Consider the following 18,812-nt stretch of genomic DNA (forward strand, 5'->3'; position numbering starts at 1 on the left):
TTATTGATGTGGAGATTTCCAAGAGCGCTATCTACGCTCAGTCAAGTTCCTGTGCGCAACAGGACCACTAAAACTAAACATATGGATGTGTTTATGAAGAAAACTCCTATCAACCCGTCGGTCTTAGATAAGGCCGCCAGTGTGAATAGTCCCATGTGTCTATTCTCCCCCGAGCAAATCGCCGGGCCTTACTTCAAGAATGACCGGCTCGAACGCTTCGATATCACAGAAGGGGCGGCGGGCGTGCCATTGCAATTGAACTTAAAAGTGCTCCATGCCTGTACTGGCGAACCTGTCGAGGGGGTGCTGGTGGATGTTTGGCACTGCAATGCCCAGGGCCGCTACTCAGGCTGGAGTGCGGTCGACCCGGATCAGGAAGCTCCTTCGGGGGAGATCGGTGCCATTGCCCGTACTGATGAAGACACTTACCTGCGTGGCTGCGGTTTTACCGACCGTCATGGTCGGCGTGAGTTTCTGACGATATTTCCGGGCTTCTATGCCGGACGCGCCATTCATGTGCATGTTGCAGTAAGGAAAGTTCTGGAGCACGACCATGATCGGCATGTTGCCTACGTGGGGCAGTTGTACTTTTCGGAACTAATTTCCTCGCAGATTAATGAACTTCCAGATTATGCCGGTAGGAAAATATCGCGTCTGACTAATGCCAAGGATGAGATTTACAGTGAAATGGATGGTTATGGAACTTTAATGGACGTTGGCTGGATTAACCGTGGTTCCAAAGATGAGCGTCTATTGGCAAGTGCCGTTATTGGTATCGATCCTGAGGCTTTTTCCCAGCATATAAAACCTGAAGACTTCGATAAGCCTACGGTTTGAACCCCCACGCCAAGGCATAGGTGGCGCCTGCCGCCAGAGGCTGTGGGAGTGGGCTTGCCCGCGATAGTGGTGGGTCAGGCCGTAAAGAGGTGCAGGCCCGGCCTCTTCGCGGGCGGGCCCGCTCCCACACGAGCCCGCTTGCACAGAGATGATTCATTCCCCCTGGGACACATTGCGCTCAGAGGCTCAGTTCACGCAGGGCCTTGGCCAATCGGTGCATATCTGCCGCCGAGGTGGCGAACCCCGGGGTGATGCGGATGCACGGTCCGCAGGCCGAGCCGCTGCGCACCACGGTGAACAGGTTGTAGTCGCGCAGCAGGCGCTCGGCCATGTCTTGCTGGTCGCGGCCGACGAACCGCAACGAGGTGATGCCGCCATACAGGCGCGGATCGTCCGGGATCATGATTTCGATGTCTTCTATATCCTGCACTTGCCGCACCCACAGGTTGCGCAGGTACTTGAGCCGCGCGCCCTTGGTGGCCGCGCCGCCCAGGTTGCGGTGTTCTTCGAGTACCAGGGGCAAGGTCAACAGCGCTGGAATATTGGGCGTGGCATAGGGCGTGCGGGCACGCACATCGGTGGCTGGGTAGTGGCTCTCGCCCATGTCCGGGTCAATGTCCGCCAGGCGTTGGGGGTCGATGTAGAGCACGCCCTGGGTCAGCGGCGCGCCGATCCATTTATGCAAGTTGAAGCCGGCAAAGGCGATACCCAGGTACGCCAGGTTGAACTCGATCTGGCCCAGGGCGTGGGCGCCGTCGAGGATCACGTCGATCCCGTGTTCTCGGGCGGCGGCAGCAATAGCGGCCACCGGCATCACCAGGCCGGTGCGGTGGGTGACGTGGGTCAGGGCCATTAATTTAAGCCGTGGATGGCGGGCGAACGCCTCGCGATAGGCGCCTACCAGGCTGTCGAAACTGGCAGGGTGCGGGTGCTCGATCTGGATCACCTCCACGCCCCGGTGCCGGCCCAGCCACTGCATCGCGCCTTTGACCGTGTCGTACTCCAGGTCGCAGAACAACACCTGGTCGCCCGGTTGCAGGCGGTTGTAGTTGCGAATCAGCGACTGCAAAGCGTCGGTGGCGCTATGGGTGAGGGCTACGGCTTCGGCAGGGGCTTGCAAGAGGTCGGCCACCTGGCGGTGGATCTCGCTGCTCTGGGCCTGCTCGAAACGCTGGCGCGCATACAGCGAGTTGCTGCGGTTGATAAAGGCGATATTGCGCTGGTACTCGTCCAGTACCGTGTCAGTCATGCGGCCGAAGTAGCCATTTTCCAGGTTGATGGGCCCGGGCTCGGTTTCATAGCGCGCAGCGAAGGTCTGCCAGAAGGCTTCATCGTAGGCGTGATAGTTGTGCTCGGGCATGGGGCGCTCGGTCAGTGGCGAGGTTTGGGCTTGCCGTGCTTTTCCCGCAAGGGGTCAAGCAAGTCGGACAAACCGTTATGGTCGATTTCCTGCATCAGGGCCAGTAAGCCGCCCAATTCACCGTGGGGGAAACCTTCACGGGCGAACCAGTTCAGGTATTGGCCGGGCAGGTCGGCGAGGATGCGGCCCTTGTATTTGCCAAAGGGCATTTGCCGGGTGACCAGCAATTCGAGTTTTTCGGGGTTCATGGCGCGACCGTATGAATTCAACCCTTGGAAAATACAGGCATTCTGCATGCAGGCCAATTGACAGATCATGCAAATAGCGCGGGTAAGAATTTTTGCTTAATTCATAAGCTATTGAAAATTAAGGTTAATTTTTTAATCGCCAAGCTGGCACGCAGGGTGCAATACCTATTGCACGATCCTCAACCCGCAAGGAATTGGAAAATGACTGACGTAAATAAAGAATCGATCTCTGTACTTAACGACCTGATCGAAACCAGCAAGGACGGCCAGGAAGGATTCAAGACCTGTGCCGAAGACATCAAACACCCTGAGCTCAAGGCGCTGTTCCAGAAGCGTTCGGCCGATTGCGCCAGCGCCGCGGCCGAGTTGCAGAGCGCCGTGCGTGCCCTGGGCGGCGACCCAGAAACCAGCACCAGCGTGGCGGGCGATTTGCACCGTCGTTGGGTCGACCTCAAGTCCCTGGTCACCGGTAAGGACGAAGAAGCGGTGCTTAACGAAGCCGAGCGCGGAGAAGACCATGCGCTGAAGGCCTATAAGGAAGCCCTGGAAAAAATCACCAAACACAACCTGGTGGGCATTCGTGACCTGGTTGAGCGCCAGTACCACGGTGTGCAACGCAACCATGACCAGGTCAAGGCCCTGCGTAACCAGGCCCGCGCCCACTCGTAAGTTGCTCTGAAAGCTTGTCAAAAACGCCAGTTCAACTGGCGTTTTTTTGTGCCTTGGATTTAACGCTGGACGGACATAGATAGCTAGCTAATAATTTGCCGGCCGCTCTGGCACTGTCCTTTCGTGTATCGCGACTATCGTTAGCCTGTTCTCTTCTGAGTGTTCTTCGTGCTTATAACTTTGCGGGCCTTGTTGGCGCCCGATTTTCGCGCTGTGCAATTTGCGACCAAGACCCTGCTCGGCGGCGGGTTGGCCTTGTGGCTGGCGCTGCGCTGGGGCCTGGAGCAACCGGCGTGGGCGTTGATGACGGCGTTTATCGTCGCTCAGCCGCTGTCGGGCATGGTGGCGCAGAAGGGGCTGGCGCGGCTGGTGGGCACGCTGGTGGGGACCATCATGTCGGTGGTGTTCATGGGCCTGTTCGCCCAGACGCCGTGGTTGTTCCTGCTCGCCCTGGCGCTGTGGCTGGGCCTGTGCACGGCGTTTTCCACCCTGTTGCGCAGCGCCTGGTCGTACGCCTTCGTGCTGGCCGGCTACACCGTAGCCATCATCGCCTTGCCGGCCTTGAGCCATCCGTTGTCGGTGTTCGACCAAGCGGTGGCACGTTGTACAGAAATCAGCCTGGGCATCCTTTGTGCCACGGCCAGCAGTGCACTGCTGTGGCCGATGCGGGTAGAGCGGCAATTGGCCGACCAAGCCCAGGCCGCGTGGCAAAGCGCCATGCAAGCGGCGCGCGCCACGCTGGCCGGCGATGCTCTGGCGCGCAAGGGCTTGCTGGAGATTCTTGGGCGCATCGTCGCCGTTGACGCCCAGCGCGAACACGCCTGGTTTGAGGGGGGGTTGGGGCGCCAGCGGGCGCGGGCCATCAGCGGCCTGAGCCAGAAGTTGCTGATGCTGCTGCGCATGTCGCGCTCGGTGCGGCGCCAGTGGCGGCAACTGGAAGAGCCCGAAGTGACGCAATTGCAGCCGTGGATGGAGGCGGTACAGCAAGCGTTGCAAGTGTGCGATGTGGCGACCTTGCAGGACTTGCGCCCGCGGTTGCTGGACGCTTCCCACGACCCGGCCATCAGCGCCGCGCAAAGCTACTGTCTGGCGCGTTTTGCCTTGCTGCTCGATACCGCTTTGGCGGCGGCCACCGCCCTGGACGCGGTGAAGGAGGGCAGGGACCCGGTGCAAGCCCCCGCCACCCTGGCCCCGCACCGCGATCTGTCCCTGGCCCTGGTGTTCGGCGCGCGCAGCGCCTTGGCGTTTCTGGCGGTGGCGTGCTTCTGGATGGCCACGGCTTGGCCCGCGGCGTCCGGCGCGATGCTGCTGACGTGCGTGGTGTGCAGCCTGTTTGCCAGCCGGGAGAACGGCGCGCAGATCGGCATGAGCTTTTTACGCGGCATCCTGCTGGCGGTGCCGGTGGCGTTTTTGGTGGGCGAGATCCTGCTGCCACAACTGAGCAGTTTCGCCATGATGTGCCTGGTGATGGCCGGGCCGTTGTTTTTCGGCGCTTTGGGCATGGCCAAGCCGCAGATTGGCGCGACGGCCACGTCCTTCTGCCTGCACTTCATTGTGTTGATCGCCCCGCTCAACGCCATGCAGTACGACGTCGCCTATTTCTTCAACAGTGCCCAGGCCATGATGATCGGCGTGGGCGCGGCGGTGCTGGCCTTCCATTTGCTGATTCTGCGCAACCCGGCCTGGCACGGCCGGCGCTTGCTCGCGGCGACGCTGCACGACCTGGTGCGCCTGACCCGGCGCAACCTGCGCGGCGCCGAGAGTTGGTTCGGCGGGCGCATGGCCGACCGTTTGCTGCAATTGGCCCGGCATTACCCGGAGCTGCCGCAGCAAGCCCGCAGCCGTTGGGATGACGGTTTGTTGGGCCTGGATGTGGGCGATGAATTGCTGCACCTGCGCCTGAGCCTGGCAGGGGCGCAAGTGCCGGTGGATGCCGCGCAGCGGGCTTATTTTTCGCACTTGCAACATGTGCTGGAGCAAGGCCCGGCCGGCAGCCGCGCCGAGGCCCTGGCCGCCCCCAGCGCCGCGTTCCTGGGCAGCCTGCAAGCCCTGCCGCCCAGCGAGGCGCTAAAACTGGCGCAAGGCGCGGTGGTGCAACTGCAACAGAGCTGGCGCACCTGGTGCCGCCAACAGGAGGAACATCATGGGGCTGCGTGAGTGGTCGATGGGCGGCATTTTGCTCAGCCCGTTTTTGATTTATGTGCTGCTGGCGCTGCTGCTCACGGGGGCGCTGCGGCTGTTGCTGCGCTTGACCCCGTTGGGCGGCTGGATCTGGCATGAAGCTTTGTTCGACTGCGCGTTGTACGTGTGCGTCCTGACCCTGGTCACCGTTGTCCTCGGACCTTTATAAGGAGTTACCCATGCGTACATCCGTACGTGTCGCTATTACCCTGTGCCTGGTGGCCGTGGCGGTGTTCGCCGGTTTCCACTTGTGGCAGTACTACATGCTCACGCCCTGGACCCGCGATGCGCGCATCCGCGCCGACGTGGTGGTGGTCGCGCCGGACGTGTCCGGGTGGGTGCGCCAGCTCAAGGTGGCCGACAACCAACCGGTCAAGGCCGGCGACTTGCTGTTGAGCATCGACCGTGAACGCTTCGAGGCGGCAGTGGAGAAGGCGCAAGCGGTGGTGCAGACCCGCCAGCAGCAACTGAGCCTGCGCGAGCACGAAGCCAGCCGCCGCGCCAGCCTGGGGCCTCAGGCCATCAGTGCCGAGTTGCGCGAGAACGCCCAGATCAACGCCGGTATCGCCCGTGGCGAGTTGCGCCAGGCCCAGGCCGAAGCCAAGGTCGCCGAACTCAACCTGGCCCGCAGCCAGGTGCATGCGCCGCGCAGCGGGCACATCACTAACCTGCGCCTGGCCGAGGGCAACTTCGTCAATGCCGGGCAACCGGTGATGGCGCTGGTGGATGATTCGACCTTTTACGTGCAGGCGTATTTCGAGGAAACCAAGTTGCCGCGCATCCGCGTCGGCGACCCGGTCAAGGTGTGGCTGATGAGCGCCGGGGAGGCTTTGCACGGCCATGTCGAAAGCATCAGCCGCGGCATCACCGACCGCAACGCCACGCCCGACGGGCAATTACTGGCCCAGGTCGAGCCGACGTTCAACTGGGTGCGCCTGGCGCAGCGGATTCCGGTGCGGATCAAGTTGGACGCTTTGCCTGACGGCGTCACCCTCAGTTCCGGGATGACCGCCAGTGTGCAGGTGCAGGAAGCCCCGTAAGGCTCCCGGGCGGGGCGATCAGCCGAAGCTGATGGGCCCCAGGGTGGTCAAGGTCACGGTTTGGGCCTTGCGCGGGGCGAGGATCTCGGCTTCGCCGTCCACCACCAGTTCATCGCGCTGGTTGAACACGCGGGTGGCAATGCGCACGCGGAACTTGGGCAGTTTTTCGAGGATTTCCAGGCGTACGGTGAGGGTGTCGCCCAGCTTGACCGGTTTCTGGAAGCTCATTTGCTGGCCCAGGTAGATGGTGCCCGGCCCAGGTAGCTCGCAGGCCACGGCCGCGCTGATAAGGGCGCCGCTGAACATGCCGTGGGCGATACGCTCCTTGAACATGGTGCCGGCGGCGTATTCAGCGTCCAGGTGCACTGGGTTGAAGTCCCCGGACATGGCGGCGAACAGCTGGATGTCGCGTTCTTCCACGGTCTTGCTGTAGCTGGCGGTCTGGCCGACTTCAAGGGCTTCGTACGGGGTGTTGGTTACCTGGGTCATCGAGAAAATCCTGGGTTGAAAAATGGCTCGCGTCATTCGCTGCGCGGCGGCCTGGGCTGCTGGAGCACCTGGTCGAGCCAGGCCAGCACGTCGCCGGTCACGGCATCGCGGTTGGTTTCGTTGAACAGTTCGTGGCGCGCCTGGGGGTAGATATTCAATTGCAGGCGTTGGCTGCCGGCCGTGCGCAGGGCGTCGGCCAGGTAGGTGAGACGCACACCATTGCTCACCGGATCACATTCACCGCCCATCACCAGCAGCGGCAGGCCCGGATCGATCTGGGCGAGGTTGGACGCTTTGCTGATTTGCTGCAAGCCGCCGAGCATATCGACCCACAATTGGTTGGTGCAGCGAAAGCCGCACAGCGGGTCGTTGACGTACAAATCGACCTCGGCCGGGTCGCGGCTGAGCCAGTCGAACGCGGTGCGGTTGGGCTTGAACGCCTTGTTGAACGAGCCGAACGACAGCCAGTCGATCAGCCCGCTGCGCCCGGTGGCGCCTTGGCGCAGGCGTTCGAAGCGGGCGATCAGGCGCGCGGCGCGGTACAGCGCCACCGGTTGGAAATTCGAGCCGCTGAGGATCGCCCCTTGCAGGCTGGCGCTGTGGTGCAGCAGGTATGCCTGTGCGATGTAGCTGCCCATGCTGTGGCCCAACAGCACGATGGGCGTGCCCGGGTGCTGCTGGCCGATGTGCTGGTTCAGGCTGGCCAAGTCGCCGACCACTTTGCGCCAGCCGTCCTGGTCGGCGTAGTGCCCCAGCACGCCGCCCTGTTCGGCGGTCTTGCCGTGGCCGCGCAGGTCAGGGGCATAGAGGCCATGGCCGGCGGCGGTGAGGGCCTGGGCCAGGCGCGCGTAGCGGCCACTGTGTTCGGCCATGCCGTGGGCCAGCAAGATCACCGCCCGGGGTGGGGTTGGTGGCAACCATTGGTTGACATACAGGCGGCTGCGGTCGCTTGCGGCCAGCCAGAACGGTTCGTGGGTCATGGCGATTCCTTTGCGCGGGGTGGGGCGATTGTATCGCTCATTGAAGGTTAGCTGGCCGCCGGACTGGCGCGTTGGCAGCAAGATTCACGGTATCAATGACACTGCTGCGCATATTTGCCTCAAACGCCATAACTGCTAACGTCCCCAGAGCCCCGCTTTGCACAGGTACCGCGACGCGGCACGGAACACGCTCAGGTAACGAGGACAAGAACAATGCAACCTGATTTCTGGAATGACAAACGCCCGGCCGGTGTGCCCAACGAGATTGACCTGGGGGCCTACAAATCGGTCATCGAAGTCTTTGAGCGTTCCTGCAAAAAGTTCGCTGACCGCCCGGCGTTCAGCAACATGGGCATCACCCTGACCTATGCCGAGCTGGAGCGCTACAGCGCGGCCTTCGCCGGCTACCTGCAAGCCCACACCGACCTGCTGCCGGGCGACCGCATCGCAGTGCAGATGCCCAACGTTCTGCAATACCCGATTGCCGTGTTCGGTGCCTTGCGCGCCGGGCTGATTGTGGTCAACACCAACCCGCTGTACACCCCGCGGGAAATGCGCCACCAGTTCAAGGATTCCGGTGCCCGCGCCCTGGTGTACCTGAACATGTTCGGGGCGCGGGTCGAGGAAGTGCTGGCCGACACCGACATCCAATACCTGATCGAAGCGAAAATGGGCGACCTGATGCCCACGGCCAAGGGGTGGCTGGTCAACACCCTGGTCGACAAAGTGAAGAAAATGGTCCCGGCCTACAAGCTGCCTCAGGCCGTGCCGTTCAAGAGCACTCTGCGCCTGGGGCGTGGTCATGACATCAAACCACTGGACGTCAGCCTGGACGATGTTGCAGTACTGCAATACACCGGCGGCACCACGGGCCTGGCCAAGGGCGCGATGCTCACCCACGCCAACCTGGTGGCCAACATGCAGCAGGCCCGGGCGTGCCTGGGGCAGCTCGGCGACGACGGCCACCCACTGCTCAAAGAGGGCAAGGAGGTGATGATCGCGCCGCTGCCGCTCTATCACATCTATGCCTTCACCGCGAACTGCATGTGCATGATGGTGACCGGTAACCACAACGTCCTTATCACCAACCCGCGGGACATCGGCGCGTTCATCAAAGAGCTGAAAAACTGGCGCTTCTCGGCGCTGCTGGGGCTTAACACCCTGTTTGTGGCGCTGATGGAGCATCCGGATTTCAAGACCCTGGATTTTTCCGGGCTCAAGCTCACCAACTCCGGCGGCACCGCGCTGGTCAAGGCGACGGCCGAGCGTTGGGAGCAAATGACCGGTTGCCGGATCACCGAGGGTTATGGCCTGACCGAAACCTCACCCGTGGCTTGCACCAACCCCTACGGCAACCAATCGCGCCTGGGCACCGTGGGCATGCCGATCCCCGGCACGCTGCTCAAGGTCATCGATGATGAGGGCGTGGAGCAGCCGTTGGGCGAGCGGGGCGAGTTGTGCATCAAGGGCCCGCAGGTAATGAAGGGCTATTGGAACAAACCCGAAGCCACCGCCGAAGTGATGGATGCCGAGGGCTGGTTCAAGACCGGGGACGTGGCGGTGATTGAAGCCGACGGCTTTGTGCGCATTGTCGACCGCAAGAAAGACATGATTATCGTCTCGGGTTTCAACGTGTATCCCAACGAGATCGAAGATGTGGTGATGGCTCACCCGAAAGTGGCCAATTGCGCGGTTATTGGTGTACCGGACGAGCGTTCCGGCGAGGCGGTGAAGTTGTTTGTGGTGCCGCGTGAGTCGGGGGTCAGCCTTGAAGAGTTGAAGGCTTACTGCAAGGAGAACTTCACGGCTTATAAAGTCCCTAAACATATCGTGCTGCGTGATTCATTGCCCATGACGCCGGTGGGCAAGATCCTGCGCCGCGAACTTCGCGACATCGCCTAACCCCTACCTCCTCTCGCGGGCACCCCTGGCTTGTTGTAGGAGCTGGTGGCGCCCGCGCTGCTTTTTATAAACGCAGTAAACCCTGTTCTAGAGCCATCTTTGCAGGAATAGAATTTTTACTCTAAAAATGACTATTTAAGTGTCATGAGTCGTAAGTGTGACCGTTCAGGCGTTCATTGGCTCTAGTAGGGCCTTTGCAAAGCTGCTACTCTCGGCGCGCTTTGTGACTTCTCGGCCTTAAGTAAAAGCCAGATTCACCTATAAAAAACACACACCAATAATAATCGCATCAACTGCGCTGATGAATTCGCGTTGCTGAGGAGTGGGCTTCCATGATCCAAGACTTTTGGAACGATAAGTACCCTGCCGGGATAGCTGCCAATATCAATCCCGACGAGTATCCGAATATTCAGGCAGTGTTGAAGCAATCCTGCCAACGCTTTGCCGACAACCCGGCATTCAGCAGCCTGGGCAAGACGCTTACTTACGGTGAGCTGTATGAATTGTCGGGCGCTTTTGCCGCGTACCTGCAACAGCATACCGACTTGAAGCCGGGCGATCGAATCGCCGTGCAATTGCCCAACCTGCTGCAATACCCGATTGCCGTATTCGGTGCCCTGCGCGCTGGCCTGACGGTGGTCAACACCAACCCGCTGTACACCGCGCGGGAAATGGAACACCAGTTCAAAGATTCCGGCGCCAAGGCCCTGGTGTGCCTGGCCAACATGGCGCACCTGGCACAAATCGTCGTGCCCAAGACATCAGTCAAGTACGTGATCGTCACCGAGGTGGCGGACCTGCTGCCGCCGGTCAAGCGCCTGCTGATAAACAGCGTCATCAAGTACGTGAAGAAAATGGTGCCGGCCTATCACTTGCCTGCTGCCATCAAGTTCAACGATGTGCTGCGCAAGGGCCGTGGCCAGCCAGTAGCCGATGCCAGCCCCGACAGCGGTGATGTGGCAGTGTTGCAATACACCGGCGGCACCACGGGCGTGGCCAAGGGGGCGATGCTGACCCACCGCAACCTGGCGGCGAACATGGCGCAGTGCAAGGCGCTGATGGGCTCGAACCTGGACGAAGGCTGCGAAATCCTGATTACGCCGCTGCCGCTGTACCACATCTACGCGTTCACCTTTCACTGCATGGCAATGATGCTGATCGGCGGCCACAACATCCTGATTAGCAACCCGCGCGACCTGACGGCGATGGTCAAAGAACTGTCGAAGTGGAAGTTCACCGGGTTCGTCGGCCTCAACACCCTGTTCGTTGCCCTGTGCCATAACGAGGCGTTCCGCAAACTGGACTTCTCGGCCCTCAAGCTGACTCTGTCCGGTGGCATGGCGCTGCAACTGAGTGCCGCTGAGCGTTGGAAGGAAGTGACCGGCTGCGCGATCTGCGAAGGCTACGGCATGACCGAAACCAGCCCGGTGGTCAGCGTCAATCCCAGCCAGAATATCCAGATCGGCACTATTGGCATTCCGCTACCTTCGACCTTGTGCAAAGTGATCGACGACGACGGCAAAGAGCTGGCGCTGGGTGAAATCGGCGAACTGTGCGTCAAGGGCCCGCAGGTGATGAAAGGTTACTGGCAGCGCCAGGACGCCACCGACGAGATCCTCGACAGCGACGGCTGGCTCAAGACTGGCGATATTGCCATCATCCAGCCCAACGGCTACATGCGCATCGTCGACCGCAAGAAAGACATGATTCTGGTGTCCGGTTTCAACGTCTATCCCAACGAACTCGAAGACGTGTTGGTGATGCTGCCGGGCGTGTTGCAGTGCGCGGCCATTGGTGTGCCGGACGACAAGTCGGGGGAGGCGATCAAGATCTTCATCGTCGTTAAACCGGGCGTGACCCTGACCAAGGAACAGGTGATGGAGCATATGCGCGCCAATGTCACCGGCTACAAAGTGCCCAAGGCCGTCGAGTTCCGCGACGCGTTGCCGACCACTAACGTGGGCAAGATCCTACGTCGCGAATTACGCGATGAGGAACTGAAAAAACTGGGCGTGAAGAAGTAACTTCATTGCCTGAAGAAAGCCCGCCCAGTGCGGGCTTTTTGCTATCTGGCGTTTGGTTTTTCGTGCGGGCGTGTGTTTTCTCGCGCCCTCGGGGCGTCGCAATTGCATCCTCGCGCAAGGTTCTCAGGTTTATGCCGCAAGCACTTGTTCTGGCCAAGAATTAAGGCGTTAAAAAACGGCAAGCCGTGTATGATTGCGCCCGTCAGCCCCGCCGGGGCTTGTGGAATACCTCCATGGACTTACCCAGTAGTTACTCAGTATCCCGTTTTTCCAATCATGAATTGACTGATTGATCCTTCCGGCGTGCCCCGCTGCTGGGAGTGGAGTTCGCCTATGACTGAAGTAGAAGTAAAAAAAACGCAAGAAAGCCTGCAGGATCGCCTCGCTCAAGTCGTTGAGCTGCTGCATCGCCAGCGCGTGGTCGAAGACCTGACCCATCGTCAGGAAGGCCACCATCAGGACCGGGTCGAGAACCTGGTCCACCGCCAGAACCTCGTCGAGTTACAGCGCAAGCTCGATGACCTGCACTCCGCGGACGTCGCCTACATCCTTGAAGCCTTGCCGCTGGAAGAACGCCTGACGGTCTGGCAATTGGTCAAGGCCGAGCGCGACGGCGACATCCTTCTCGAAGTATCCGACTCGGTGCGTGAAACCCTGATCGCCGACATGGACGATCACGAGCTCCTGGCCGCCGCCAAGGAGATGGACGCCGACGAGCTCGCCGACCTGGCGCCGGAACTGCCGCGCGACGTTGTCCACGAACTGATGGAAACCCTCGACGGCCAGCAGCGCGAGCGCGTGCGCTCGGCCCTGTCCTATGACGAGGAGCAGGTCGGCGCGCTGATGGACTTCGAGATGGTGACCATCCGCGAGGACGTCAGCCTCGAAGTGGTTCTGCGCTACCTGCGCCGTCTCAAGGAACTGCCGGGCCACACCGACAAACTGTTCGTGGTCGACTACGAAGGCATCCTCAAGGGCGTGTTGCCCATCAAGCGCTTACTGGTCAACGACCCGGACAAGCAAGTGGCCGCTGTGATGGCCAGCGATCCGGTGAGCTTTCACCCGGACGAAGATGCCTACGACGCCGCCCAGGCGTTCGAGCGTTATGACTTGATTTCCGCGCCGGTGGTGGACAAGAACGGCAAGCTCATCGGCCGTTTGACCATCGATGAAATGGTCGACCTGATCCGTGAGGAGAGCGAGAACGAAGTGCTCAACATGGCGGGTCTGCGCGAAGAGGAAGACATCTTCGCCTCCGTGTGGAAATCCCTTCGCAACCGTTGGGCCTGGCTGGCGGTGAACCTGGTGACCGCATTCGTGGCCTCGCGGGTGATCGGGCTGTTTGAAGGCTCGATCGAAAAACTGGTGGCCTTGGCGGCGTTGATGCCGATTGTCGCCGGGATCGGCGGCAACTCCGGCAACCAGACGATCACCATGATCGTGCGCGCCATGGCGTTGGACCAGGTCAGTACCGGCAATACCTCGCGCCTGATGCGCAAGGAGTTGGCCGTTGGCCTGATTAACGGCTTGGTATGGGGCGGGGTGATTGGTGTGGTGGCCTATCTGCTGTATGGCAGTTGGTCGCTGGGGGTGGTAATGACCGCGGCCATGACCCTCAACCTGTTGTTGGCAGCGCTGATGGGGGTGTTGATCCCTATGACGCTGGCCCGCTTGGGGCGCGACCCGGCCATGGGCGCCAGTGTGATGATTACGGCCATGACCGACAGTGGTGGCTTCTTTATCTTTCTCGGGTTGGCCACGATCTTCCTGCTGTGACCTTCTTTTGAGCGCGGCCCGGCCTGATGGCGGGTTGCGCACCTTCTCTGGCTTGGCCAAAACCATAAATCGCAGGCAAAAAAAGCCAGCCTATAGGCTGGCTTGAGTATTCGGGTGTGGCCTCAGGACGCGTCGGCCGCCATTTCCGCATCATGGGCGATCAGCGAAACCAGAGCATTCTGCTGACGATGGGACAGTTGGCGGAAACGTTGCAACAGCTCTCGCTCATGCAACGACAGCTCCGGGCTGTCCAGGCGCAGGCTTGGCTCGTCGCCAAGAGCACCTTCCTGAATAAGGCTTTGCTCCATGCGGGCGATGATTTCAGAGTTCATGCTGCGATGGTGATTGCGAGCCACCTCGGCGATGCGTTCACGCATACCATCGGGCAGACGCACGACGAACTTGTCAGCCGTACGGCTGGAATAGATTGCCTGTTTCAATGGGCGCATATATTTAACCGGTTAGTTCAGGGGAGCGGTTTTCGGAATTGGCCGCAAGATGTCATTAGGACAAGGCTCGCAACCAAATGTTCAACCTGAATTGTTTAGGAGGCCCGCATCATGCCTCTAAATCGCCAGATCGTTGGCGTCAATTCTGTGACAAATATTGAACTGGATACAGGCGATATGCCAGCACCAATTATCAGAAATGCCGACTGGTTTGAAAAGAATGCTCCAGCCTGCCTCTCTGCCCACGTCCTTTGCTCCACCCGGTACCGCTGAATACTCCCAAGGGGGCCAGCTGTGTTCGATCAGTTTTCCCTTGGCTACAGAATAGTGGCAAATGGCCGATTTACTAGCCTGTGACGCGACGAGAGGTATGAATGGCATGCGAGGCCGGCTGATCTATCTGATGGGCCCTTCCGGGTCGGGCAAGGACAGCCTGATCGACGCCGCGCGCCAGCGCCTTCTTCAAGAGTTGAATTGCGAGGTGGCACGCCGTGCCATCACTCGTTCTGCCGAATCCGTGGGTGAGGCGGCCCTCGGTCTGTCGCCGGCGCAGTTCGAGCAGCGGCGGGGGGAGGGCGCCTTTGCCCTGGACTGGCAGGCCAATGGCCTCAGCTACGGCATTCCCGTGCAGATCAACGAGTGGCTGGCGGCAGGGCGCAATGTGCTGGTCAATGGTTCCAGGGCTTACTTGGCCGAGGCGCAGCGGCGCTATCCGGATCTGCTGCCGCTATTGCTGACGGTGCGCAGCGAGGTGCTGCGTGAGCGGTTGGTACGCCGGGGTCGGGAAAATGCAGAGCAGATAGAAGCGCGCCTGCAACGCAATGCCCGCCTCTCGGCTGCGGGCTTAGACGCCAGCCCAACTGCGCTGATGACTTTGGACAACTCCCAGGCATTGGCGGCAACGGTGGCGAACCTGATCGCGTTGTTGCGGTGTGCAGGCGTCAGCGCAGAACAGGGTCGAACTTGATCTTGCGCCCGACCACCAACGCGGCCACGAATAAGCTGGCGAACACTGCGCAGGCCACCGCGGGCAAAAGAGTGCCGGTTTCTTGCGCCAGATTGAGAGTAAGCACACCACTGGCCAGGGCCAGTATCAGAAAAACAGCGGCTGCTTTGGACATGTCCAACTCCTGAAAAAAAGGTTCAAAAAACCCAGCGCACGGTGCCCGTTTCACTCGGGGTAGCGGGTTGAGGGGCATCCGCTATGACCAGCATTTGCGGCGGCGCTTCATTCATCACCGCCAGTTGCGGCGCTTGGCGTGGCGAGTAGGAGATGGGCGCCAATGCGGTGGCAGCCGCCTCGTCGGCTGGAAAAAAATGAAAACCCACCAGGGTGACCATGGCCAGGGCATTCAACAGTAAAAGGGCGCGGTTCACAGGCGTTATCTCCGTTGTTCTTCTGATAGGGGATTAAGCAGTCTCCGTGCCAGCTTTTTATATGAATAAATTCCTTATAAAACAATAGCTTATGTTGATCTTCTAAGGCTGCGGCATTGCACTTTGCAATGATGGCTTTATGCAGCGATGCAATTTGCACGATGAGTGCCATGAAAGCCCCGTGTCTGCTGCGGCCTACACTGAAAAAGCCCCACGGACGACATGACAAAAGCAGCCTCGCCCGTTACCATGCACGCCGTCCTGCGCAGCGTATTTTCATGTCGCTGCCCTTGTCCCAGTAGCTCAATTGGATAGAGCATCCCCCTCCTAAGGGGAAGGTTGGCAGTTCGAACCTGCCCTGGGACACCATATAATTCAAGGCTCAAAGCGTTTTCTGCTAGTTCTCTAAATTTCCATGGGTGCAGAGTGGGTGCGGCTGAGAGTGCTCGCGTAGCACTAGCCTCCTTTCAGATCTTCATCTGTTAATGGGGATATGGCACAGACGTCCTGATCAACCTAACGTCGATGCCGCCGGGTTCCCTTCTTCTGTCGATTAAAAGACTTGTTCAGCCACGCACGAGTATTGGTTGAGGGGCATTGGTGATTTACCCGTTCTTGGTCGAACAGTACCCTTCAGCTCTTTGCTTCGGCGTGCTGATTGCCGCGACTTAGGTAAACGTACGCAAGTGGTCGGTTGGATCAATCGCTATGCGCACGTGACGTGGGTTCTGGGGCGAGGCGTTCATTCGAGCATATGCACCTTCCCACTTTAAACGCTGCGCAGATGTTTGGACCGCATGTGACACCGTTCGATTGCCGGAGCGTCGAACCTTGAGGAGTCGCATAGAACTTTTTACCAAGCAAAACCACAAAGCTTGGTGATGAATCAGTTTCCCGTTAGGTGAACTAGTCAGCACTGCGCTCCAGTGGGACGCGGGCTTAGAAAAGCGTAAGCAGTCACCAATGTTCAAGCTCCAAAACACCTCCTGAACGGCGAAGTCTTTCGCTTCACTCGGAAACGAACCGATGCGAGAGCGATATTAAAATGCTACCTTTCCGCGCAAAGAACAGGAAAGGTTCGCCGTATGTTGCTTCTTCAAATCGCAGATATCCATTTTCGTCACCCAGAATGCAATACGCCTGATATGGACCCTGATCGGGTGTACCGCACGCGCCTGCTCAGCGATGTGAAAGAGCGGGTCCGTGCATTGGGTCCAGTGGGTGCAATTCTGGTTGGAGGGGACATTGCTTTTCGAGGTATCGAAGCTGAGTACACTGCCGCACTCGCATGGCTGAAAGAATTAGCGGAAGTATCGAGGTGTCCTATAGAACGAGTATTCGTCGTGCCAGGTAACCATGACGTCGACCGTTCAGTGATTACGAAATCTTTCGCTGTCCAAAACGTTCAAGCTGCGATTAGCAGTGCCCCCGCAGAGCGCCGTGAAAAACTTTTGCGGGCTCAGTTTATGAACGCTGAGACGGGGCGTACGCTGCTGGAGCCACTGGCTGCATACAACGAATTTGCAAAGATATTTAGCTGTCAGGTTTTTCCACCTGAACGTCTGTACTGGAAACAGAGCCTCGAACTAGAAGATGGGGTGACGCTTAGGATTCACGGGCTGACCTCTACAATTTTGTCGGGTATACATGGCCTCGACGACACACGCGAAAGCCTCTACCTCAGTCCATTGCAAACCATCCTCGATCCAGTGGACGACGTCGTAAACTTGGTGATGAGCCACCATCCACCTGACTGGTTTAAAGACCATGACGAAATTGAAGATGCTGTACAAGGACGAGCAGCAATACACATGTTCGGTCATAAGCATCGCCAACGAATTGCTAGGGATCGCCGCTATGTAAGGCTGGCAGCAGGGGCTGTGAACCCTGATCGCTATGAGCCTGGCTGGCAGCCTGGGTACAATCTGGTCAATGTAAAAGTTGAAGGGTATGGTGCTGAACGAAAGCTTTTAATTGATTCGCACCTTCTGGCCTGGCAAACAAATCCCGAAATGTTCCGCCCTATGGCGGACGGCACGGCGGGTGAGATATTCAGCCATAGCGTTGCTTTCCCCAGTAGACATTTGGGTAATCCCGTTTCGCTATCACCCGTCAGACTAGAAGCAGCTCAAAGAACCGAAGCAATAGAATTGCCCAATGATAGCGTGGAGGCTTCTATGAGCGATGAGCACACAAGGAATTTGGTGTTCCGCTTTTGGAAGCTAACAGCAAGCCAACGTCGAGAGGTATCTCTGAAGCTTGGGCTGATCGAAAGAAGCGAGCTAAAATTGCCGGAACCTGAACGTTATGGACGAGCTTTGCTTCGTGCGGGAGAACGCGGGTTGCTTGATGCTCTCGCATATGAAGTAGCTGAAAAGGAGAACAATCATGGTCGATAGTACTGTTCGGGAAATGCACCCCGAATTTGCTCGATGGATCAGTGTAATTGGATTTGGTGATGAAATAGCTCGGCGGCAAGCTCGATGGGAGGGTGTTTTAACCGTAGCGGACGACTTTGACGGCGAAACTATCGAGACTTTAATCCGGCTTGCATATCAGACGAAGCAAAAAGCCAGTGCTGACGCGATTGAGTTGTTTCGAAAAGCTTTCAAAGATATTGATGATACCTTTGAGCTTCATGGAAACGACCGCGAGTTGCAAGTCCTTGCGGGCATTTGCTTAGTTATAATCATGGAGCTAGAGAGTGGCGAAGGTGCATCCGCCGCACTTGCGATCACAACGACTTCATTCGCTGGTGCAAGAAGCACTGATCTGCCCATGAATCTTTGCATCTTAGCAGAAAATGCAATTTTAAAAGCTGCGGAATTTAACCGTAAACGTCCTATTCTGGCTACCACGCCCGGAGTAATTAAAGCAGATTTTGAACCCGCAATCGCCAAGTTAAAAGAAACTGCCGATGTAGCAGGTATGGTTCTTGCGCTCCAACTAGCAAGTAGCGCAACGACATCTGCAATCACCCAAACGGCGCAGCGCCAAACCAAAACTATTAGATCTCTTTGCAATTTTGTAAAAATTCAAGACGAAGAGCTTCAGATGCTATGGTGGCTTATAGGGCAGCATAGTACTGATTATGATAAAGCCTTCGATGCATTACCTACTGAATTACAGCCGTTGGTCTTTGCCAAGGAGTTATCCGACTCCACGACCTTAACTCCCGGCCCTGCTTCGATTAAGTCATTACTATCACGAGCGGGATTGAAAGGTCGTAAAAAAATCTCCATTAGTGACGCAATTAATTCTGCCGAAAAAGCATGGTTACAAGCTTTTTGCAGCGAAAGCATCTCCCCAGTGACTACCCCTTTGCATTTTGCCATACAAAGACAACTCGAAACGGATGGTGGTGATGCTTGGGTACCAAATTGGGCTGCGGTTACCAATATTGCTGACAAAGAGCTTACACCTATAGTCTTGGGCACTCTTTTCTATCGTGAACGCCTCCTGCTGATGTTCGAGTGATAT

18 protein-coding genes and 1 tRNA gene are annotated in these 18,812 nt (G+C 58.6%); 12 read left to right on the forward strand and 7 right to left on the reverse strand.

Annotated features, from left to right (window positions below):
- The first annotated feature begins 93 nt into the window (after window positions 1-93).
- Window positions 94-837 carry an intradiol ring-cleavage dioxygenase gene (locus tag CKW13_RS02825; RefSeq protein WP_371856208.1) on the forward strand — a complete coding sequence of 248 codons (744 nt, stop codon included), beginning with the start codon at window positions 94-96 and terminating at the stop codon, window positions 835-837.
- Window positions 838-1,015: 178 nt separating this feature from the next.
- Here the strand turns inward: CKW13_RS02825 and CKW13_RS02830 are convergent, their stop codons facing one another.
- Window positions 1,016-2,197, reverse strand: coding sequence for an aminotransferase class V-fold PLP-dependent enzyme (locus CKW13_RS02830; RefSeq protein ID WP_095106765.1), 1,182 nt, complete (start codon window positions 2,195-2,197; stop codon window positions 1,016-1,018).
- An 11-nt stretch (window positions 2,198-2,208) separates the two neighbouring features.
- Window positions 2,209-2,445 carry a DUF3820 family protein gene (locus CKW13_RS02835; RefSeq protein WP_095106767.1) on the reverse strand — a complete coding sequence of 79 codons (237 nt, stop codon included), beginning with the start codon at window positions 2,443-2,445 and terminating at the stop codon, window positions 2,209-2,211.
- Window positions 2,446-2,646: 201 nt separating this feature from the next.
- On the opposite strand from CKW13_RS02835, the gene CKW13_RS02840 reads away from it, so the two are divergent.
- The 4 genes from CKW13_RS02840 to CKW13_RS02855 all read left to right on the forward strand — a co-directional run bounded on the left by CKW13_RS02840 (window position 2,647) and on the right by CKW13_RS02855 (window position 6,335).
- Entirely contained in the window at window positions 2,647-3,114 is a 468-nt protein-coding gene (locus CKW13_RS02840) for a PA2169 family four-helix-bundle protein (RefSeq protein ID WP_095106769.1), read from the forward strand.
- A gap of 168 nt (window positions 3,115-3,282) precedes the next feature.
- A complete protein-coding gene (locus tag CKW13_RS02845) occupies window positions 3,283-5,271 on the forward strand; it encodes an FUSC family protein (RefSeq protein WP_095106771.1) in 1,989 nt (662 codons plus the stop codon).
- The gene (locus CKW13_RS02850) at window positions 5,258-5,464 is read left to right on the forward strand and encodes a DUF1656 domain-containing protein (RefSeq protein ID WP_095106773.1); all 207 of its coding nucleotides are present in this window, start codon (window positions 5,258-5,260) and stop codon (window positions 5,462-5,464) included. Before CKW13_RS02845 ends, CKW13_RS02850 begins: the two co-directional genes overlap by 14 nt.
- 10 nt (window positions 5,465-5,474) lie before the next feature.
- Entirely contained in the window at window positions 5,475-6,335 is an 861-nt protein-coding gene (locus tag CKW13_RS02855; RefSeq protein ID WP_095106775.1) for an HlyD family secretion protein, read from the forward strand.
- Between the two features lie 18 nt (window positions 6,336-6,353).
- On the opposite strand, the gene CKW13_RS02860 is transcribed toward CKW13_RS02855, so the two are convergent.
- Together CKW13_RS02860 and CKW13_RS02865 are read right to left on the reverse strand one after the other, a co-directional pair.
- On the reverse strand, window positions 6,354-6,824 hold the full coding sequence (locus CKW13_RS02860) for a MaoC family dehydratase (RefSeq protein WP_095106777.1): 471 nt from the start codon (window positions 6,822-6,824) through the stop codon (window positions 6,354-6,356).
- Window positions 6,825-6,856: 32 nt separating this feature from the next.
- A complete protein-coding gene (locus tag CKW13_RS02865) occupies window positions 6,857-7,804 on the reverse strand; it encodes an alpha/beta hydrolase (RefSeq protein WP_095106779.1) in 948 nt (315 codons plus the stop codon).
- A gap of 213 nt (window positions 7,805-8,017) precedes the next feature.
- Here CKW13_RS02865 and fadD2 point away from each other — a divergent pair, with 213 nt between their 5' ends.
- The 3 genes from fadD2 (at window position 8,018) to mgtE (ending at window position 13,506) form a co-directional block, all read left to right on the forward strand.
- A complete protein-coding gene (gene fadD2, locus CKW13_RS02870) occupies window positions 8,018-9,706 on the forward strand; it encodes a long-chain-fatty-acid--CoA ligase FadD2 (RefSeq protein ID WP_095106781.1) in 1,689 nt (562 codons plus the stop codon).
- 332 nt (window positions 9,707-10,038) lie between these two features.
- Complete coding sequence (gene fadD1 / locus CKW13_RS02875; RefSeq protein ID WP_095106782.1) at window positions 10,039-11,730, forward strand: long-chain-fatty-acid--CoA ligase FadD1; 1,692 nt, start codon at window positions 10,039-10,041, stop codon at window positions 11,728-11,730.
- Between the two features lie 333 nt (window positions 11,731-12,063).
- Window positions 12,064-13,506: a magnesium transporter gene (mgtE, locus tag CKW13_RS02880; RefSeq protein WP_095106784.1), complete on the forward strand. Its 1,443-nt coding sequence runs from the start codon at window positions 12,064-12,066 to the stop codon at window positions 13,504-13,506.
- Window positions 13,507-13,628: 122 nt separating this feature from the next.
- On the opposite strand, the gene CKW13_RS02885 is transcribed toward mgtE, so the two are convergent.
- Window positions 13,629-13,955, reverse strand: a complete 327-nt coding sequence (locus CKW13_RS02885) for an Arc family DNA-binding protein (protein ID WP_095106787.1) — start codon at window positions 13,953-13,955, stop codon at window positions 13,629-13,631.
- Window positions 13,956-14,334: 379 nt separating this feature from the next.
- On the opposite strand from CKW13_RS02885, the gene phnN reads away from it, so the two are divergent.
- On the forward strand, window positions 14,335-14,922 hold the full coding sequence (gene phnN / locus CKW13_RS02890) for a phosphonate metabolism protein/1,5-bisphosphokinase (PRPP-forming) PhnN (protein ID WP_095106792.1): 588 nt from the start codon (window positions 14,335-14,337) through the stop codon (window positions 14,920-14,922).
- Here phnN and CKW13_RS02895 read toward each other — a convergent pair.
- Window positions 14,897-15,076 (reverse strand): PA3371 family protein, encoded by a 180-nt coding sequence (locus CKW13_RS02895; protein WP_095106796.1) that lies wholly within the window; start codon window positions 15,074-15,076, stop codon window positions 14,897-14,899. The genes phnN and CKW13_RS02895 overlap by 26 nt on opposite strands.
- A 107-nt stretch (window positions 15,077-15,183) precedes the next feature.
- Entirely contained in the window at window positions 15,184-15,504 is a 321-nt protein-coding gene (locus CKW13_RS24135; RefSeq protein WP_141233942.1) for a hypothetical protein, read from the reverse strand.
- Between the two features lie 120 nt (window positions 15,505-15,624).
- On the opposite strand from CKW13_RS24135, the gene CKW13_RS02905 reads away from it, so the two are divergent.
- The 3 genes from CKW13_RS02905 to CKW13_RS02915 all read left to right on the forward strand — a co-directional run bounded on the left by CKW13_RS02905 (window position 15,625) and on the right by CKW13_RS02915 (window position 18,809).
- Window positions 15,625-15,701, forward strand: a tRNA-Arg gene (locus tag CKW13_RS02905).
- A 716-nt stretch (window positions 15,702-16,417) separates the two neighbouring features.
- Window positions 16,418-17,731, forward strand: a complete 1,314-nt coding sequence (locus tag CKW13_RS02910) for a metallophosphoesterase (protein WP_095106804.1) — start codon at window positions 16,418-16,420, stop codon at window positions 17,729-17,731.
- Window positions 17,721-18,809, forward strand: coding sequence for a GTPase-associated system all-helical protein GASH (locus CKW13_RS02915; RefSeq protein ID WP_095106807.1), 1,089 nt, complete (start codon window positions 17,721-17,723; stop codon window positions 18,807-18,809). The genes CKW13_RS02910 and CKW13_RS02915 overlap by 11 nt, the downstream gene beginning before the upstream one ends.
- The last annotated feature ends 3 nt before the right edge of the window (window positions 18,810-18,812 follow it).

Origin of the sequence: Pseudomonas sp. Irchel 3E20, assembly GCF_900187645.1 — a bacterium.
In the GTDB taxonomy this organism is placed as follows: domain Bacteria; phylum Pseudomonadota; class Gammaproteobacteria; order Pseudomonadales; family Pseudomonadaceae; genus Aquipseudomonas.

What these genes read in the sequence shown, in the direction of transcription:
- CKW13_RS02825 (WP_371856208.1), top strand. Translation starts at nt 94, where the DNA reads ATGAAGAAAACTCCTATCAACCCGTCGGTCTTAGATAAGGCCGCCAGT.
- CKW13_RS02830 (WP_095106765.1), bottom strand. Translation starts at nt 2,197, where the DNA reads ATGCCCGAGCACAACTATCACGCCTACGATGAAGCCTTCTGGCAGACC.
- CKW13_RS02835 (WP_095106767.1), bottom strand. Translation starts at nt 2,445, where the DNA reads ATGAACCCCGAAAAACTCGAATTGCTGGTCACCCGGCAAATGCCCTTT.
- CKW13_RS02840 (WP_095106769.1), top strand. Translation starts at nt 2,647, where the DNA reads ATGACTGACGTAAATAAAGAATCGATCTCTGTACTTAACGACCTGATC.
- CKW13_RS02850 (WP_095106773.1), top strand. Translation starts at nt 5,258, where the DNA reads ATGGGGCTGCGTGAGTGGTCGATGGGCGGCATTTTGCTCAGCCCGTTT.
- CKW13_RS02855 (WP_095106775.1), top strand. Translation starts at nt 5,475, where the DNA reads ATGCGTACATCCGTACGTGTCGCTATTACCCTGTGCCTGGTGGCCGTG.
- CKW13_RS02860 (WP_095106777.1), bottom strand. Translation starts at nt 6,824, where the DNA reads ATGACCCAGGTAACCAACACCCCGTACGAAGCCCTTGAAGTCGGCCAG.
- CKW13_RS02865 (WP_095106779.1), bottom strand. Translation starts at nt 7,804, where the DNA reads ATGACCCACGAACCGTTCTGGCTGGCCGCAAGCGACCGCAGCCGCCTG.
- fadD2 (WP_095106781.1), top strand. Translation starts at nt 8,018, where the DNA reads ATGCAACCTGATTTCTGGAATGACAAACGCCCGGCCGGTGTGCCCAAC.
- fadD1 (WP_095106782.1), top strand. Translation starts at nt 10,039, where the DNA reads ATGATCCAAGACTTTTGGAACGATAAGTACCCTGCCGGGATAGCTGCC.
- mgtE (WP_095106784.1), top strand. Translation starts at nt 12,064, where the DNA reads ATGACTGAAGTAGAAGTAAAAAAAACGCAAGAAAGCCTGCAGGATCGC.
- CKW13_RS02885 (WP_095106787.1), bottom strand. Translation starts at nt 13,955, where the DNA reads ATGCGCCCATTGAAACAGGCAATCTATTCCAGCCGTACGGCTGACAAG.
- phnN (WP_095106792.1), top strand. Translation starts at nt 14,335, where the DNA reads ATGCGAGGCCGGCTGATCTATCTGATGGGCCCTTCCGGGTCGGGCAAG.
- CKW13_RS02895 (WP_095106796.1), bottom strand. Translation starts at nt 15,076, where the DNA reads ATGTCCAAAGCAGCCGCTGTTTTTCTGATACTGGCCCTGGCCAGTGGT.
- CKW13_RS24135 (WP_141233942.1), bottom strand. Translation starts at nt 15,504, where the DNA reads ATGGCACTCATCGTGCAAATTGCATCGCTGCATAAAGCCATCATTGCA.
- CKW13_RS02910 (WP_095106804.1), top strand. Translation starts at nt 16,418, where the DNA reads ATGTTGCTTCTTCAAATCGCAGATATCCATTTTCGTCACCCAGAATGC.
- CKW13_RS02915 (WP_095106807.1), top strand. Translation starts at nt 17,721, where the DNA reads ATGGTCGATAGTACTGTTCGGGAAATGCACCCCGAATTTGCTCGATGG.